We start from the raw sequence: 16,763 nt of genomic DNA, 5'->3' as shown, positions 1-16,763 counted from the left end.
TCGGCCAGCTCTGCTGGTCGATGTTGTTTACGCCCCTCCAGAATTTCGCGTGCGTCGATCGTTAACGGTCGACGAACGCCGCTGTACAGCACGAGGAACAAGGGATGTTCGCGCCGGCCAATGAAACCCACTTTGCCCTGACCATCGAAGGTCTTTCCGCCGATTTCCAGGTGTTTACCCTGACCGGTCGGGAAGCCATCAGCCAGCCTTTTGTGTTCGAGGTGGAGCTGGTCAGTGAGCAGCCGTCGCTGGACCTCGAAACCCTGCTGCACAAACCGGCCTTCCTGCAGCTGTCGCCCGACGGCAGCGGCATCCACGGCCTGATCTACCGCGCCGCGCAAGGCGATTCCGGCAAGCGCCTGACGCGCTATTCCGTGACCCTGCGCCCGCAACTGGCGTATCTCGCGCACCGGATCAACCAGCGGATCTTCCAGAACCTCAGCGTGCCGAAAATCATCGGCAAGGTCCTCGAAGAGCACGGCATCCAGGGCAACGCCTACGCCTTCCAGACCGGTTCGATCTACCCCGAGCGCATTTACTGCGTGCAATACGACGAATCGGACCTGCATTTCATCCAGCGCCTGTGCGAAGAAGAAGGCATTCACTACCACTTCCAGCACAGCGCCACGGGCCACAAACTGGTGTTCGGCGATGACCAGACGGTGTTCAAGAAACTGGCGCCGGTGGCCTATCAGCAGGACTCCGGCATGGTCGCCAGCGACCCGGTGATCAAACGCTTCGACCTGCGCCTGGAAACCCGCACCAGCCGCACCACCCGCCGCGACTACGACTTCGAAAAACCGCGCCTGACGCTGGAAAGCGAAAACCGCGGCGACGCCCTGCCCGACCTCGAGGACTACGATTACCCGGGCCGTTTCGTCGACCGCGAGCGCGGCAAACACTTGGCAAAACGCGCCCTCGAACGCCACCGCAGCGACTTCCAGCTCGCCGAAGGCAAGAGCGATCAGCCGTTGCTGGTCAGCGGCCATTTCCTCGCACTCAAAGAACACCCGAAGGCCAAGTGGAATGACCTGTGGCTGCTCACCGAAGTCCACCACGAAGGCAAGCAGCCGCAGGTGCTGGAAGAGTCGGTCACCAGCGACACCACCGCGCTCAAAGACGATTTCCATCAGGGTTACCGCAACCGCTTCCAGGCCACCCCGTGGGACGTGCCGAACCGCCCGCCCCTGCGCCACCCGAAACCGCGCATCCTCGGCAGCCAGAGCGCCGTGGTCACCGGGCCGAAAGGCGAAGAAATCCACTGCGACGAATACGGCCGCGTCAAAGTCCAGTTCCACTGGGATCGTGAAGGTCAGGCCGACGACAAGACCAGCTGCTGGCTGCGCGTCTCCAGCGCCTGGGCCGGCGCCCAGTACGGCGGCATCGCCATCCCGCGCATCGGCATGGAAGTGCTGGTGACATTCCTTGAAGGCGACCCCGACCAACCGCTGATCAGCGGCTGCCTGTACCACAAGGAAAACACCGTCCCCTACGCCCTGCCGGCGAACAAGACCCGCACCACCTTCAAGACCCTGAGCTCGATGGGCGGCGGCGGCTTCAACGAACTGCGCATCGAAGACAAGAAAGGCCAGGAACAGATCTTCCTCCACGCCCAGCGCGACTGGGACGAGAACATCGAACACGACCAGAAAATCCGCGTCGGCAACGAACGCCACGACGTCGTGGAAAAAAACAGCTACACGGAATTCAAGGCCGAAGAACACCACACCGTCTACGAAGACCGCAAAGTCGAAGCACGGGCCAACGACCACCTGACCGTGGGCGTGAACCAGCACATCAAGATCGGCACCGGACAATTCATCGACGCCGGCCAGGAAATTCACCTGAGCAGTGGCATGAAGGTGGTGCTGGAGGCTGGGGCCGAACTGACGCTGGTCGGCGGTGGCAGCTTCATCAAGATCGATGGCGGCGGCGTGACCATGAGCGGGCCGGCGATCAACATCAACTCCGGTGGTGGACCGGGCAGCGGCACCGGCGCCGCCCCACTGATGCCGGGCGTGTTGAAGCAGGCGGATGCGGACAAGGCTGGCCAAGTCGTCAAACCCTCCCTCGGCTCCTTCAAGGCACAGTCAAAGGCAGGCGTGCTGTTGCCGACGCCGTCATGTCATCTCGACGCGACCGGGTGCTGTCCGGTTCACCAGACGGGAGCGTCAGCATGATTACCTCCATCCAGTCGCCTTTCGAGCAGCCTGCGACAACCGGGGCAATGTGCCTGATTCTGGATCGCAGTTTTGATCCGGACCTGCTGAGCCACCTGTTTCGAGGTGAAGAACAATCCAGGCCCAGCTGTATTCCATTGTTTACAAACACGCCTTACGCCGAGCTCCAGCCTGCTGGCCCCTACGTAGTCATGTACCCGGAAAAGCATTCGGCTGCGAGTTACGCCAGCAAACTGCTGGAGCAATCCGATGCAGGGTGTGTCGCCTGGTTGAGTGATCCGGCCTTGCTGGATCAGGGCATTGAACACTGGCGCAGTCTGCTGACCGTGAAAACCGATGAAGACCCTCAGCAAATGATGCGCTTCTATGAACCGCGCTGGCTGGAGCCTCTGCTATTCAGCCTCAGCGAAGCTGAAAAAGCCCAATTCATCGGCCCCTTCAGTGGCATAGCCTGGCGCAATGAGATCGGCTGGCGGTATTACGCCAAGTCGCCTCAAAGCGCTTCAACGGAAACTCAGGCTCCGGGCTGGCTGCATTTGAGCCAGGAGCGCCAGGCGCTGATCGAGCAGGGCAGGCTAAAGGTCATTGCGACCCGTTTTGCCGACGATTATCAGGAAGTCTTGCCCACGGAGGACGCCGTCGAATTCGTCCACCGCCAATTGCTGGCCGGACAGGACATGGGCTACGAGCAAATGGCCGACCAGGAGCGATGGCTTCGAGTCGCCATCCAGCGTGGCGACAGTTTCTGGGATCAGTCACCGGCCGCCGAATTACTGGCGCGTGACGACGTCGCGCTAGGCGACAAGTTGATGCAATTGGAAAGCCTGTGAATCACAAGGACGATGCGCAATGAGCGACACCTACACCGTTAAGAGCGGCGACACTCTTGGCAGCATTGCCGCCGCCAACAAATGCTCCGTGGCGGATCTTCGGGGACTGAACCCGATCATCACAGATCCCAATCACATCAAGGTCGGCTGGGTTCTGAAATTACCTGCAGCAAAAGCCCTGCCGCCACCCAAACACGCCGACAACCAAAGCACAACGGCTGTAAAAGGTGCCGTCGAGTGCAAGGACGAACTGGTCGATGTCGTACACATCACCGGAGATGAACACTTTTACGTGCTGACTGAAAAAGAGTCGAAAGACCTCAAGCAGCAGAGCGACCTCGTCAAAAAACTCATGGACGAGCTGCATCAGAATCTGGCCAAGGCGACCGAAGCCAGCAAATGCGCCAAGACCAAGGATCCTCAGGCGGGGTGCTCCTGCTCGCGTTGTGTCAAAGATGACTGGAACGCGAAGGCCGAGGAAGCAGGCCTGCTGCAACGTTCCCCTCCCCCGGTGGAAAAACCGAAAACTGTCATCGAGCGCAAGGAGGATCTGCAAGGCCAACTGGCGACCGTGCAAAAGGCCCGTGACTGGTATCAGCGCTACAAGCCGCAGCCCGCATTCGAAGGCAACTATCTGGAGACCAACTGGGAAGGCCTGCAAGCCAAAAAAGTTGCCGAGCTCAACGCGGAGATTCAGTCACTGCGCAACCGGATTACCGCACAAGGCAAAGCCGAAGCCGGCGACAGCTCCACCAGTGCCAACGGTGCAGCACCAGACATCAAACATGGCAAAGGGAAAGCCTCGGACACCCAGAAAGGCAAGCAGGTCAAAACCGGGATTACGGTGGTCGAATACATTTCCTTCCGTGACCCGTCTCGCCGCCACTACATTCCGGTACGCACCCGAGAACAACTCACCTGGAGTGTCAAAGTCCCTACCAAGGTGATGCAAGGCAAACCACTGGACAAGAATCTGGCCAAGGATCTGATCAAGGACATCCGTACGGCGGTCAATGATGGTCGCAAAACCAGCCCTCTGGGGAGCCTGGAAGCCAAATTCACATCGTGGACGAGCAAGGACGACAACCTGCTCAACGCACTGCACAAAGAATGCTCCTGGACCTCCAACGAAGCGGACTCTGCGATGTACGCCGTGTCGGCCGAAGCCCACGCGTTCCGTTTTGCCGCCACGGCCAGTGCCGGTATCAACAGTTGGGAACCCGGCAAAGGCAACATCGAACTCGGCGTCAAAGGCAGCGCAGCAATCTCTCTGGCCGAAGGCTCCGTTGCACTCAAGAGCTACTTTCCCGACCAGGGTGGCTACGTGGTGCGCATGCCGTACCGCAATGCCGAAGGCAAGGAAGTGGTCAGCGACATTGGCATCTTCCGGCTCGACGGCAAGGTGGAATTGTCTTGCTTCCTTGGCGCCACCGCGCAAGGCCAGGCAGGTGCCAAAGCCCAATACAAACCCAAGGAAGCAGAAGCCTCCGGTGTGACCGCACTGTTGAGTACGCCCGACCTCGCCGTCGACAAGAAACGCGGTGGCAGCCTCGGCCTGAAGGGCAACGCATTCGCGGGCGTTCAAGGTGGCGGAACCGTAACCGGAACGTTGAAGTGGCTTGATTCCACCAAACAAGGTGTGGGCAAGATCACGCCCGGACAGGCGAATGACAGTGGCAGTACGGACTGGTCGAGTCTGGTGGAAATCAAGGCGGAGGGGAATGTCGCACTTGGAATCGGGGCGAGTTTTGATTTTGGGATTGAAATTCGCGCAGACCGATTGGCAATTAATTGCAAGGCAAGCTTAGTTTTCGGACCGGGTGCAGGTGGTGGCTTTGGTACGTCGATAGACTTAGAAAAAATTGGTGATTTGATCTATGTCTTTTGCAACGCGCTATCAAAAGCAGACTTCCACTATCAGTTGGCGGTGAGCAAGGATGCCTTCAACTATATGGCAAGAGGAATGTTCAGAATAGCTACGCAGCCAGGCGAAGCATTTGATGAGGGCTTTCGAAAGATTGGACTTTGGTGGGACGATCGACAGGCAACCAAGGTAGAAGCCCAAAATCTCGCAAAATATCTAATCAACAACCAGGCTATTAAAATAAAAAACAAGAAAATACCACTTGAAATTTTACCACCTGAAACCATTGGCCCGATGCTTCATTTATTAACCGAAAGCTTTGTGGAAAGCTGGGCTGAAGACCAGGAAAAAGCTGCTGTATTATTACTTTCCCATCTACGCAGCTGGAGACACTTCATTGAGGTGTTAGAATGCTGCTCAAAAGATGGCAGCAAGGTTAATGCAATGAAAAGTCTGAATCGTCTAAACTCCTTACTTGATGGGAAGGAGCAGCAACAATTTAACCGTTTCATTGGGACGTTAGCAGTAAATATTGACAGCAAGGCGCAGGAATATGGAATGCTTGCGTGGAGCCCCGGCCAGCCTTGGCGTAAAGAAAAGACGTTGATAGCAGCAAGGCGGAGCAGCCACTTTGACAATTTGGCTTAATTAAAGGCGCTTTCAGCGCCTTAATTTCTATACTAATTTAATGATACTGACTGAACAGCACATCGAAAACCTGCATCACTCGTATGATATTTTTGTATTGGGCCCACAGCCCAGCGACGGACCATTGGAGCGGCAGATAATGGAGCTTCCAAGACCGTTGAGCCGCGCCTGATTTTTTGAGTACCAAATTCTGGTCCTTGCGGATTTTCAAGAGGAGAAACTTTGTAATAGTCTTTATCGTACCAGTCACTAACCCAATCAGTTGAGTTACCAGAAAAACCATATATCCCCAATGGATTAGGTGCGAAGCGATCCACTGGAAAGTTATTCTCCTCGTCTTCGACTGGGAAATTTTTCCCAAAGTCCAGACTTCCACTGTCCGTAGGAAATAAAAGCTTTTTCCCACGACTGCGCGCAGCGTATTCCCATTGAGCTTCAGTCGGCAGCCCCACCGCATAGCCACTTAGATCCCCCAGCCACTGGCAATAATCTCTGGCATCCTGCCAAGTTTTAGTTGGCGCAGGCAAACTAGGCTGATATCTAAATTTTAGATCTTCACGCTCTCGGTACTCCTGATCGAATAGAGACTTTTTGTTTACAACAAAATACAAATCAAAATCACCCAGAACCACTTGAAACTTAGAAATATAATACCCACTCAGCACTACCGAATGCACAAAATCATCATCACTATCAGGACTTATACTGCAAAGCTGATCCGAATCTTGCCCGCATGGCCAAGCACATACATTTCTTTCGTCATACTCACACGCCCAGCCAAAGTCACCCATATCAAACTGGCCTCCCTCGACAAAAATCATATTATCAATCGACTGAACTACCATATTGAGTATTTTCCCGCGCAGTTCAGTGGAGAGATTCGGATAATTAGTCTTTATAGTTTCCGCGATCGATGCGACCTTTTTCGAACTGAGACTCTTACTGACTGGCAGCGGATCATGTTCTGCTTCGCAGCCGATAATTATAAAAGCCAACGCAAAGACAAATATCCGCCGACACAAAACTGACAACATCCTTATCATCCTTAAACATCTAAGAGCATCGCCACCACCAGACCAACATTGACATATTCACCAATGGAAAAAACGCTTGAGAGAAGCAGTCATTACAGACGCCCCTCTGACTGAATAGCGCAGCGAAAACCAGTACCAGGATAATAGGCTTCCTGTTCTGGTTTATCCGGCCAGCGTCTAACTATAGATGCGGCGGACATTGGGCCTTCTGGATAGTAGGAGCCTCGCTTAACCTTATATGTACCTTTGTCCGGTCCTTGAGGATTTTCCACTGGTGACTGTCGGTAGTATTCCTCATCGTACCAATCATTAACCCAGTCAGTCGCGTTACCTGCAAGACTGTAAATACCCAGTGGACTGGGTGGAAATTTAGCAATTGAAAACGTTCTACCGCTTCCTTCCACAGGATAGTTTTTCCCAAAACTCAAACTACCTGTATCAGTAGGAAAAAGAATATGTTGCCCGCGATTACGGGCAGCAAATTCCCACTGCGCCTCGGTAGGCAAATCCACCGAATAACCACTAAGGCTGGCAATCCAGTGACAATAATCCTTGGACTCTTGCCAAGTTTTGGTAAATGCAGGCAAATCACGTTGATAGCGAAACTTCAAATCTTCACGTTCGCGCTTTTCAGCATCAAACAGAGGTTTTCCGTTTGCAATAAAGAACAAATCGAAATCACCCAGCGAGACTTGAAACTTTGAAAAATAATAGGAACTCAGTTTGACCGGATGAACAAAGTCATCATCGCCATTACTGCTGATATTACAAAGCTGGTCCGGATCCTGTCCGCAAGGCCAAGCACAAACATCCGTTTCGTCGTATTCGCAAGCCCAGCCAAAGTCACCCATATCAAACTGGCCACCTTCGACAAACACCATATTGTCAATCGACTGCACTACGGTGTTGAGGACCTTTTCACGCAGATCAGTGGAGAGGTTGGGGTACTTGGTTTTGATGGTTGCCGCAATCGACGCGACCTTTTCCGGTGTCAGGCTTTTGCTGACTGGCAATGGGCCGGATTCGGCCTCGCAGCCGGCCAGAAAAAACAGGGCCGGGAGGGCAAGCACAAACTGACGTAGCACGGGCAATTTCCTTATAGGGTGCGTCAAAGGCCAAACCTTAACATCCCCTGCCGTGTCTCACAAAAACCTGAATACCTCCTCCTCCACAAAAGCCAACCTGACCGGCCTCTCCAACTCAGCCTTCAACCCCGGCCCCAGCTTCAAATGCCGAGCCAGCTCATCCAGATACCACCTCTCCATTCCTATCATCACGCTCGGCACATACACCTCCGTTGCTATCCGCGCAACGTCGGCAGGCTCAAGGAGCTATGGAGTTTGGTGTGAAGCCAGGACTTAAATTGCTGGTCGTTGTGGAGTTTGGTAATTCGTGGATCAATTGACGTTCGCGATCATCGATGTGGCTGTCGGCTTAGTCGATGGCTACAAGGGCTTCTACGACAAAAAAAGGTGACAGATTGACACTTTGAAAAACAAACCTGTCACCTCTTCGTTTGGGGTCTAAAAATGAAGGTGCAGAAGACGCCTTCAGCCTGAAATACTAAAGCGGCTTACTGGACTGAATTGCACACCTAAAACTTGTATCGCTTGAATGATATTTTTGCACTAACTCTTCAGGCCAACGGCGGATGAGAGGTGCCGCAGACAGTGGCGCGTCCAAAGTTGTAGATCCTCTCCTGATCTTCTTTTCGCCCGTTTCCGGCCCCTGAGGATTGTCTACAGGAGAAACTTTGTAATAATTTTCATCGTACCAGTCATTAACCCAATCGGTGGAATTACCAGCCATACCATAGAACCCCATAGGATTAGGTGCAAAACGATTCACTGGGAAATTTTCCTCTTCATTTTCGAAAGGAAAATTCTTACCGTAATCAAGACTCCCAGTATCAGTAGGAAACAGGATGTGCTGCCCACGGTTGCGGGCTGCAAACTCCCATTGCGCCTCTGTCGGCAGGTCTACTTCGTAACCACTTAAAGAACCAATCCAAGTGCAATAATCTTTTGCTTCCTGCCAGCTTTGAGTTGGTGCAGGAAGGTTAGGCAAATAAAGATTTTCCAAATCTTTGCGTTTTCGATCCTCTGCGTCATAGAGCGGCTTTCCATTAGCCACAAAAAAAAGATCGAAATCCGCCAACGTAGCCTGATATTTCGATAGATAGTAACTGCTCAACTTTACCGGATGGACGAAATCGTCATTGCCCTTCCTGCTGATATGACAAAGCTGCTCCGGCTCTTGCCCGCAAGGCCACGTACACACATTTTTTTCATCGTATTCGCAAGCCCATCCAAAGTCGCCCATATCAAACTGGCCACCTTCGATAAACACCATGTTGTCAATCGACTGAACTACGGTGTTGAGGACCTTTTCGCGCATCTCGCTGGATAGGTTCGGATACTTGGTTTTAATAGTTTCCGCAATCGACGCGACTTTTTCCGGTGTCAGGTTCATGCTGACGGGCAATGAGCCGGACTCGGCCCCGCAACCGGCCAGAAAAAACATGGCCGGAAGGGCGAGTAAAAACTGACGTAACACGGGCAATATCCTTATAAGGTGCGTCAAAGGCCAAACCTTAACATCCCCTGCCCTGTCTCATAAAAACCTGAATACCTCCGCTTACACCAAAGCCACCCTCACCTGCCTCTCCAGCTCCACTTTCAACCCCGGCTCCAGCTTCAGTTGCCGCGCCAGTTCATCCAGATAGCTCTTCTCCATGAAGTTTTCCTCATCCACCAGCATCACGCTCGCCACGTACATCTCGGCAGCCATCTCCGGCGTGCTCGCCGCGCGGGCGACGTCGGTGGGGTCGAGGGGTTTGTTGAGTTCGGCGTGGAGCCAGTGTTTGAGTTCCTGATCGTTGTCGAGTTTGGTGAATTCGCCTTCGATCAGTTGGCGTTCGCGGTCGTCGATGTGGCCGTCGGCCTTGGCGGCGGCGACCAAGGCTTTGAGGATGGCCTGGCTGTGTTGTTCGACTTGTGCCGGTGGCAGGCGATCGAGGGTTTGCGGTTCGCTTTGTGGGGCGGTGCCTTTTTGGGCGTTCCAGTTGCCGTAGGCTTTGTAGGCGATCACGCCCAGGGCGGCGAGGCCGCCGTAGAGGGCGACTTTACCGCCAACCTTACGGACCTTTTTACTGCCCAGCAGCAGGCCCATGGCGCCGGCCGCCAGGGCACCGCCGCCTGCGCCTGACAGCAAGCCGCCGAGTGCGCCGTTACTGGAAGATCCGCCCAGCAAACCGCCCAAACCACCGGCAGCCGGTTTGTTCTGCGCCCCGCCCGCCTTGTTCTGCAACAGATCCTGGCCGGACTTGAGGAGTTGATCGAGCAATCCACGGGTGTTCATGTTCCGTCTCCAAACAGGGGTTATCCGGATCAATAAGGCCCTCAGCCTAGTTCGAAAGTGCCCGTCACCTGGTTGCGAGTGTGCTTCCAGATGTTGCCTGGCCCACGGCAGCCCTTCGCGAAAATAGATATACACTCGAGGCAATCTATAAAAACCGCCCACCGGGTAAACCTTCCATGATGACCTTGCGTCAGATCCGCCATTTCATCGCCGTGGCCGAGACCGGCTCGATCTCCGCCGCTGCGCAAACCGCGTTCATTTCCCAATCGACCCTGACCCTGGCCATCCAGCAACTGGAGGAAGAAATCGGCGTCAGCCTGTTCAATCGCCACGCCAAGGGCATGACGCTGACCCATCAGGGCCACCAGTTCCTGCGCCAGGCGCACCTGATTCTGGCCACCGTGGACAATGCCAAACGCAGCCTGCAACAAAGCACCGATCAGGTCGCCGGGCAGTTGATCGTCGGGGTGACCAGTCTGGTGGCCGGTTATTACCTGGCGGATTTGCTCACCCGTTTCCAGCGCGCCTACCCCAATGTCGAGATCCGGGTGATGGAAGACGAGCGGCCGTACATCGAGCATTTGCTGGTCAGCGGCGAGATCGATGTCGGTGTGCTGATCCTCTCCAACCTCGAAGACCGCCATGCCTTGCAGACCGAAGTGCTGACCCACTCGCCGCACCGTTTGTGGCTGCCGGCCCAGCACCCGCTGCTGGAACACGACAGCATCAACCTCGCCGATGTCGCCCGGGAGCCGTTGATTCAACTGAACGTCGACGAGATGGATCGCAACGCCCAACGTCTGTGGCGTGGCGCCGGACTGCAACCAAAAATCACCCTCAGAACCGCGTCCACCGAGGCAGTGCGAAGCCTGGTAGCGGCGGGCCTCGGTGTTTCGATCCAGCCGGACATGACGTATCGCCCATGGTCGCTGGAAGGCGACATCATCGAGGCGCGGCCAATTGCCGATCTCAACCAGACCCTCGACGTCGGTCTGGCCTGGCGTCGTGGCACCGCCCGCCCCGCGCTGGTCGATCCTTTCCTGACCGTTGCCCGCGAACAGCCCCACGGCGGACGCAAGCCATCTATTTAATCGAATGCCACCTTCAGTATTTAGAATTTGTCGACCCCGGAGCCGCGCACTAGTCTTGCTGCATCGATAAGACGGTCGGCTCCCGGAACAGGGAGCAACATGGCCATACAAGAAAAGAGATCACGGAAAATGGCTGGCGCGCAGACCCCCATGCACACCGCGTTGCTGATCGACGGCGAACTGGTCGCCGGCCAGGGTTTTGTCGAACCGATCCTCAACCCGGCCACCGGCGAAGTCCTGACCCAGATCGCTGAAGCCAGCACCGAGCAAGTCGAAGCCGCCATCCTCGCCGCCCACCGCGCCTTTGCCGAGTGGTCGCGCACCACCCCGCAACAACGCTCGAACTTCTTGCTGGAAATCGCCAACGCCGTCGAAAAACACGCTGACCACCTCGCCCGCCTCGAAGCCCTGAACTGCGGCAAGCCTTTGCATCTGGCGCGGCAAGACGACTTGACCGCCACCGTCGATGTATTCCGCTTCTTCGCCGGCGCCGTGCGCTGCCAGACCGGGCAGCTCAGCGGCGAATACGTGCCGGGCTACACCAGCATGGTGCGCCGCGATCCGATTGGCGTCGTCGCTTCGATTGCGCCGTGGAACTACCCGATCATGATGGCCGCGTGGAAGATCGCCCCGGCCCTCGCCGCCGGCAATACGCTGGTGTTCAAGCCATCCGAGCACACGCCGCTGTCGATTCTGGCATTGGCCCCGGCACTGGCCGAGATCCTGCCGCGCGGGGTAATCAACATCGTCTGCGGTGGCGGCGAAGGCGTCGGCAGTCACTTGGTTGGCCACCCGAAAGTGCGGATGGTGTCGCTGACCGGCGATATCGTCACCGGCCAGAAAATCCTCCAGGCCGCCGCCAAAACCCTCAAACGCACGCACCTCGAACTCGGCGGCAAAGCCCCGGTGATCGTCTGCAACGACGCGGATCTCAAAGCGGTGGTCGAAGGCGTGCGCACTTATGGCTATTACAACGCTGGGCAGGATTGCACCGCCGCGTGCCGGATCTACGCCCAGGCCGGGATTCACGACAAGTTGGTGGCCGAACTTGGCGCGGCGGTCAGCAGCCTTCGCTTTGCCGGCAAACGCGATGCCGATAACGAAATCGGGCCGCTGATCAGCACCCGTCAGCGCGACCGCGTGGCCAGTTTCGTCGAGCGCGCCCTCGGTCAGCCACACATCGAGCGGGTAACCGGCGCGGCAGTGCATTCCGGCGCCGGGTTCTTCTATCAGCCAACCCTGCTGGCCGGTTGCAAACAGAGCGATGAAATCGTCCAGCGCGAAGTGTTCGGCCCGGTGGTGACCGTGACCCGTTTCGACGAACTGGCGCAAGCGGTGGACTGGGCCAACGACTCGGAATACGGCCTCGCCTCGTCGGTCTGGACCCAGAACCTGGACAAGGCGATGCAGGTCGCCGCGCGGCTGCAATACGGCTGCACCTGGATCAACAGCCATTTCATGCTGGTCAGCGAAATGCCCCACGGCGGGCTGAAACGCTCCGGTTACGGCAAAGACTTATCCAGCGATTCGCTACAGGACTACAGCGTGGTGCGGCACATCATGGCCCGCCACGGCCAGCATCTCTGACTACGCTAATAACAAGCCGACCACGGCATGCTTCACCGCGTTCACAACTGCCCCGACCATAATTTAAAGAAGAGGGTTCACCATGTTCGTGCACAAGACCGCACTGCTCAGTGCAATCACCACCGCCCTGCTGGCCAGCGCCGGCCTGCAGGCCGCCGAGCCGCTGAAAGCCGTCGGCGCCGGCGAAGGCCAGCTGGATATCGTCGCCTGGCCCGGCTACATCGAACGCGGTGAAAGCGACAAGGCCTACGACTGGGTGACCGGTTTCGAGAAGGAAACCGGCTGCAAGGTCAATGTGAAAACCGCCGCCACCTCTGACGAAATGGTCAGCCTGATGGCCAAGGGCGGTTACGACCTGGTGACCGCGTCGGGCGATGCCTCGTTGCGCTTGATCGTCGGCAAGCGTGTGCAGCCGATCAACACCGCGTTGATCCCGAACTGGAAATCCCTCGACCCGCGCCTGAAAGACGCGCCGTGGTACGTGGTCAACAATCAGACCTACGGCACCCCGTACCAGTGGGGCCCGAACGTGCTGATGTACAACACCAACGTCTTCAAGACCGCGCCGACCAGCTGGAACGTGGTGTTCGACGCGCAGAACCTGCCTGACGGCAAGCCGAACAAGGGTCGCGTGCAGGCCTACGACGGCCCGATCTACATCGCCGATGCGGCGCTGTACCTGAAATCCACCAAGCCTGAGCTGGGGATCAAGGATCCGTACCAGCTCACCGAAGATCAGTACAAGGCTGTGCTGGAACTGTTGCGCGCTCAGCAGAAGCTGATCCACCGTTACTGGCACGACACCACGGTGCAGATGAGCGACTTCAAGAACGAAGGCGTGGTCGCGTCCAGCGCCTGGCCGTATCAGGTCAACGGCCTGATCAACGAGAAACAGCCGATCGCTTCGACCGTGCCGAAAGAGGGCGCCACCGGCTGGGCCGACACCACGATGCTGCACGCCGAGGCCAAACACCCGAACTGCGCCTACAAGTGGATGGACTGGTCGCTGCAGCCGAAAGTCCAGGGTGATGTGGCGGCATGGTTCGGTTCGTTGCCGGCGGTTCCGGCGGCGTGTCAGGGCAGTGAGTTGCTTGGCGCTGAAGGCTGCAAGACCAACGGGTTCGATCAGTTCGACAAGATCGCTTTCTGGAAAACACCGCAGGCTGAGGGTGGGAAGTTTGTGCCGTATAGCCGGTGGACGCAGGATTACATTGCGATTATGGGCGGCCGCTGACACGCCGCCCTAGCCCGTTTGTTCCCCCGTCGAGGCGTCGACGTGGGAACGATCAACTCGAACACTGTTTTTCAGAAGTCCAGGCAGGGCCGCTGCGACGGCCCTCGCCTTTTTGGAGCACCGCACCATGACGCTTGCAGTCCAGTTCACCAACGTTTCCCGGCAGTTCGGCGAGGTGAAGGCCGTTGACCGGGTTTCCATCGACATCCAGGACGGCGAGTTCTTTTCCATGCTCGGCCCCTCAGGCTCCGGCAAGACCACGTGCCTGCGCCTGATCGCCGGGTTCGAGCAACCGAGCGCGGGCTCGATCCGCATTCACGGCGCCGAAGCCGCCGGCCTGCCGCCCTATCAACGTGACGTCAACACAGTGTTTCAGGATTACGCGCTGTTCCCGCACATGAACGTGCTGGACAACGTTGCCTACGGCCTGAAGGTCAAAGGCGTGAGCAAAACCGAGCGCCACAAGCGCGCCGAAGAAGCCTTGGACATGGTCGCCCTCGGCGGCTACGGCGCGCGTAAACCGGTGCAGTTGTCCGGCGGTCAGCGCCAGCGTGTTGCCCTCGCCCGCGCGCTGGTCAATCGCCCGCGAGTGCTGCTGCTCGACGAACCGTTGGGCGCCCTCGACCTGAAACTGCGCGAACAGATGCAGAGCGAGTTGAAGAAGCTGCAACGCCAACTCGGCATCACTTTCATCTTCGTCACCCACGATCAGACTGAAGCGCTGTCGATGTCCGACCGCGTGGCCGTGTTCAACAAGGGCCGCATCGAACAGGTCGACACGCCGCGCAATCTGTACATGAAACCGACAACCACCTTCGTCGCCGAATTCGTCGGCACCTCGAACGTGATTCGCGGCGATCTGGCGCGCCAGCTCAGCGGCCATCCACAGCCGTTCTCGATCCGCCCGGAACACGTGCGTTTCGCCGAAGGCCCGCTGGCCAGCCATGAAATCGAAGTCAGTGGTCTGCTCCACGACATTCAATATCAGGGCAGCGCCACACGCTATGAACTGACCTTGGAAAACGGCCAGACCCTGAGCATCAGCCAGGCCAACACTCAGTGGATCGACAGCAGCGCGCAGCACCAGACCGGTCAGCGCATCAGTGCACGCTGGGCGCGGGAAGCGATGATTGCGCTGCACGACACCGTTGCGAGCGGGGTGTGACATGACCGCCCTCGCCCTCCCGCAATCGGCGCCGTTGCGCAGGTTTTCCAACCTGCTCTATCGCAAGCCGAACCTGTATCTGTCGATGCTGCTGGTGCCGCCGCTTTTGTGGTTTGGCGCGATCTATCTGGGCTCGCTACTGGTGCTGTTGTGGCAAGGTTTCTACACCTTCGATGACTTCACCATGGCGGTGACGCCCGACCTGACTCTGGCCAACTTCGCCGCGCTGTTTCAGCCGTCGAACTTCGACATCATCCTGCGCACCCTGAGCATGGCCATCGTGGTCTCGATTGCCAGCGCCATCGTCGCGTTCCCGATTGCCTACTACATGGCGCGCTACACCACCGGCAAGACCAAGGCGTTTTTCTACATCGCGGTGATGATGCCGATGTGGGCCAGTTACATCGTCAAGGCCTACGCTTGGACGCTGCTGCTGGCCAAGGGCGGCGTGGCACAGTGGTTCGTCCAGCACCTGGGGCTTGAGCCGGTGCTGCAGTTCATTCTGGGGATTCCCGGGGTCGGCGGCAGCACCCTGTCGACCTCGCATCTGGGCCGGTTCATGGTGTTCGTCTACATCTGGCTGCCGTTCATGATCCTGCCGATCCAGGCCTCGCTGGAACGCCTGCCGCCATCGTTGCTGCAAGCCTCCGCCGACCTCGGGGCCAAGCCGAGTCAGACCTTCATGCAGGTGATTCTGCCGCTGTCGGTGCCGGGCATCGCGGCCGGTTCGATCTTCACGTTTTCGCTGACCCTGGGCGACTTCATCGTGCCGCAACTGGTGGGCCCACCGGGCTACTTCGTCGGCAGCATGGTCTACGCGCAACAGGGCGCAATCGGCAACATGCCGATGGCCGCAGCGTTCACGCTGGTGCCGATCGTGCTGATCGCCATTTACCTGTCCATCGTCAAACGACTGGGGGCCTTCGATGCACTCTGAGAAAGCCTCTTTAGGCCTGAAAATCGCAGCCTGGGGCGGGTTGGTGTTTCTGCACTTCCCGATCCTGATCATCTTCCTCTACGCCTTCAACACCGAAGACGCGGCGTTCAGTTTTCCACCGAAAGGCTTCACGCTGCACTGGTTCAGCGTGGCGTTTTCCCGGCCGGACGTGCTGGAAGCAATCAAGCTGTCTTTGCAGATCGCAGCCATCGCCACGCTGATCGCCATGGTGCTCGGCACCCTCGCTTCGGCGGCGCTTTATCGTCGGGACTTCTTCGGCAAACAGGGCATTTCGCTGATGCTGATTCTGCCGATTGCGCTGCCGGGGATCATCACCGGGATCGCGCTGCTGGCGACCTTCAGGACACTGGGGATCGAGCCGGGGATGTTCACCATCATCGTCGGTCACGCGACGTTCTGCGTGGTGATCGTCTACAACAACGTCATCGCCCGTCTGCGCCGCACTTCACACAGTCTGATCGAAGCGTCGATGGATCTCGGTGCCGACGGCTGGCAGACCTTCCGCTACATCATCCTGCCGAACCTCGGCTCGGCGCTGCTCGCTGGCGGCATGCTCGCGTTTGCGCTGTCGTTCGACGAAATCATCGTCACCACTTTCACCGCCGGCCATGAACGCACCTTGCCGCTGTGGTTGCTCAATCAACTGAGCCGCCCACGGGACGTGCCGGTGACCAACGTCGTGGCGATGCTGGTGATGCTGGTGACCATGCTGCCGATCCTCGGCGCCTACTACCTGACCCGGGGTGGCGAGAGCGTGGCCGGCAGCGGCGGCAAATAACCGAATAACTGAAGAAACTGGATCGAAATGTGGG

The 16,763-nt window shown here is 57.3% G+C and carries 13 protein-coding genes and 1 pseudogene; 9 read left to right on the top strand and 5 right to left on the bottom strand.

Translation table 11 applies throughout. The features are described 5' to 3' along the window. The first annotated feature begins 104 nt into the window (after positions 1-104). The 3 genes from tssI to K3819_RS05430 are packed head-to-tail and all read left to right on the top strand — an operon-like array spanning position 105 to position 5,522. Positions 105-2,180 carry a type VI secretion system tip protein TssI/VgrG gene (gene tssI, locus K3819_RS05440; RefSeq protein ID WP_221398787.1) on the top strand — a complete coding sequence of 692 codons (2,076 nt, stop codon included), beginning with the start codon at positions 105-107 and terminating at the stop codon, positions 2,178-2,180. Next, positions 2,177-3,010, top strand: coding sequence for a DUF4123 domain-containing protein (locus K3819_RS05435; RefSeq protein ID WP_221398786.1), 834 nt, complete (start codon positions 2,177-2,179; stop codon positions 3,008-3,010). Before tssI ends, K3819_RS05435 begins: the two co-directional genes overlap by 4 nt. A gap of 19 nt (positions 3,011-3,029) precedes the next feature. After that, positions 3,030-5,522 (top strand): LysM domain-containing protein, encoded by a 2,493-nt coding sequence (locus tag K3819_RS05430; RefSeq protein ID WP_221398785.1) that lies wholly within the window; start codon positions 3,030-3,032, stop codon positions 5,520-5,522. A gap of 32 nt (positions 5,523-5,554) precedes the next feature. Here K3819_RS05430 and K3819_RS05425 read toward each other — a convergent pair whose 3' ends face one another. The 5 genes and pseudogenes from K3819_RS05425 to K3819_RS05410 form a co-directional block, all read right to left on the bottom strand. Beyond that, on the bottom strand, positions 5,555-6,556 hold the full coding sequence (locus tag K3819_RS05425; protein WP_221398784.1) for an SUMF1/EgtB/PvdO family nonheme iron enzyme: 1,002 nt from the start codon (positions 6,554-6,556) through the stop codon (positions 5,555-5,557). A gap of 92 nt (positions 6,557-6,648) precedes the next feature. After that, complete coding sequence (locus K3819_RS05420) at positions 6,649-7,641, bottom strand: SUMF1/EgtB/PvdO family nonheme iron enzyme (protein WP_221398783.1); 993 nt, start codon at positions 7,639-7,641, stop codon at positions 6,649-6,651. A gap of 57 nt (positions 7,642-7,698) precedes the next feature. Then, a pseudogene (locus K3819_RS29665) lies at positions 7,699-7,990 on the bottom strand (DUF533 domain-containing protein); the annotation flags it as partial. A 129-nt stretch (positions 7,991-8,119) separates the two neighbouring features. After that, a complete protein-coding gene (locus tag K3819_RS05415; protein ID WP_260329040.1) occupies positions 8,120-9,112 on the bottom strand; it encodes a formylglycine-generating enzyme family protein in 993 nt (330 codons plus the stop codon). 81 nt (positions 9,113-9,193) lie between these two features. After that, a complete protein-coding gene (locus K3819_RS05410) occupies positions 9,194-9,916 on the bottom strand; it encodes a tellurite resistance TerB family protein (protein WP_221398782.1) in 723 nt (240 codons plus the stop codon). 176 nt (positions 9,917-10,092) lie between these two features. Between K3819_RS05410 and K3819_RS05405 the strand changes: the two genes are divergently transcribed. The 6 genes from K3819_RS05405 (at position 10,093) to K3819_RS05380 (ending at position 16,729) form a co-directional block, all read left to right on the top strand. After that, the gene (locus K3819_RS05405) at positions 10,093-11,007 is read left to right on the top strand and encodes a LysR family transcriptional regulator (RefSeq protein ID WP_007954670.1); all 915 of its coding nucleotides are present in this window, start codon (positions 10,093-10,095) and stop codon (positions 11,005-11,007) included. Between the two features lie 99 nt (positions 11,008-11,106). Next, entirely contained in the window at positions 11,107-12,594 is a 1,488-nt protein-coding gene (locus K3819_RS05400) for a gamma-aminobutyraldehyde dehydrogenase (RefSeq protein ID WP_134023660.1), read from the top strand. Positions 12,595-12,676: 82 nt separating this feature from the next. Then, on the top strand, positions 12,677-13,828 hold the full coding sequence (gene ydcS / locus K3819_RS05395; RefSeq protein ID WP_221398781.1) for a putative ABC transporter substrate-binding protein YdcS: 1,152 nt from the start codon (positions 12,677-12,679) through the stop codon (positions 13,826-13,828). Positions 13,829-13,955: 127 nt separating this feature from the next. Next, positions 13,956-14,993, top strand: a complete 1,038-nt coding sequence (locus tag K3819_RS05390; RefSeq protein WP_085611449.1) for an ABC transporter ATP-binding protein — start codon at positions 13,956-13,958, stop codon at positions 14,991-14,993. A 1-nt stretch (position 14,994) separates the two neighbouring features. Continuing rightward, positions 14,995-15,930 (top strand): ABC transporter permease, encoded by a 936-nt coding sequence (locus K3819_RS05385; protein ID WP_085611448.1) that lies wholly within the window; start codon positions 14,995-14,997, stop codon positions 15,928-15,930. Continuing rightward, positions 15,920-16,729 carry an ABC transporter permease gene (locus K3819_RS05380; RefSeq protein ID WP_085611447.1) on the top strand — a complete coding sequence of 270 codons (810 nt, stop codon included), beginning with the start codon at positions 15,920-15,922 and terminating at the stop codon, positions 16,727-16,729. The genes K3819_RS05385 and K3819_RS05380 overlap by 11 nt, the downstream gene beginning before the upstream one ends. The last annotated feature ends 34 nt before the right edge of the window (positions 16,730-16,763 follow it).

Source organism: Pseudomonas sp. 3-2, from assembly GCF_019710535.1.
GTDB classification, from domain to species: Bacteria; Pseudomonadota; Gammaproteobacteria; order Pseudomonadales; family Pseudomonadaceae; genus Aquipseudomonas; species Aquipseudomonas pharyngis.
The sequence above is the reverse complement of the archived record's forward strand: the minus strand, read 5'-3'. Positions and strand labels throughout refer to the sequence as shown.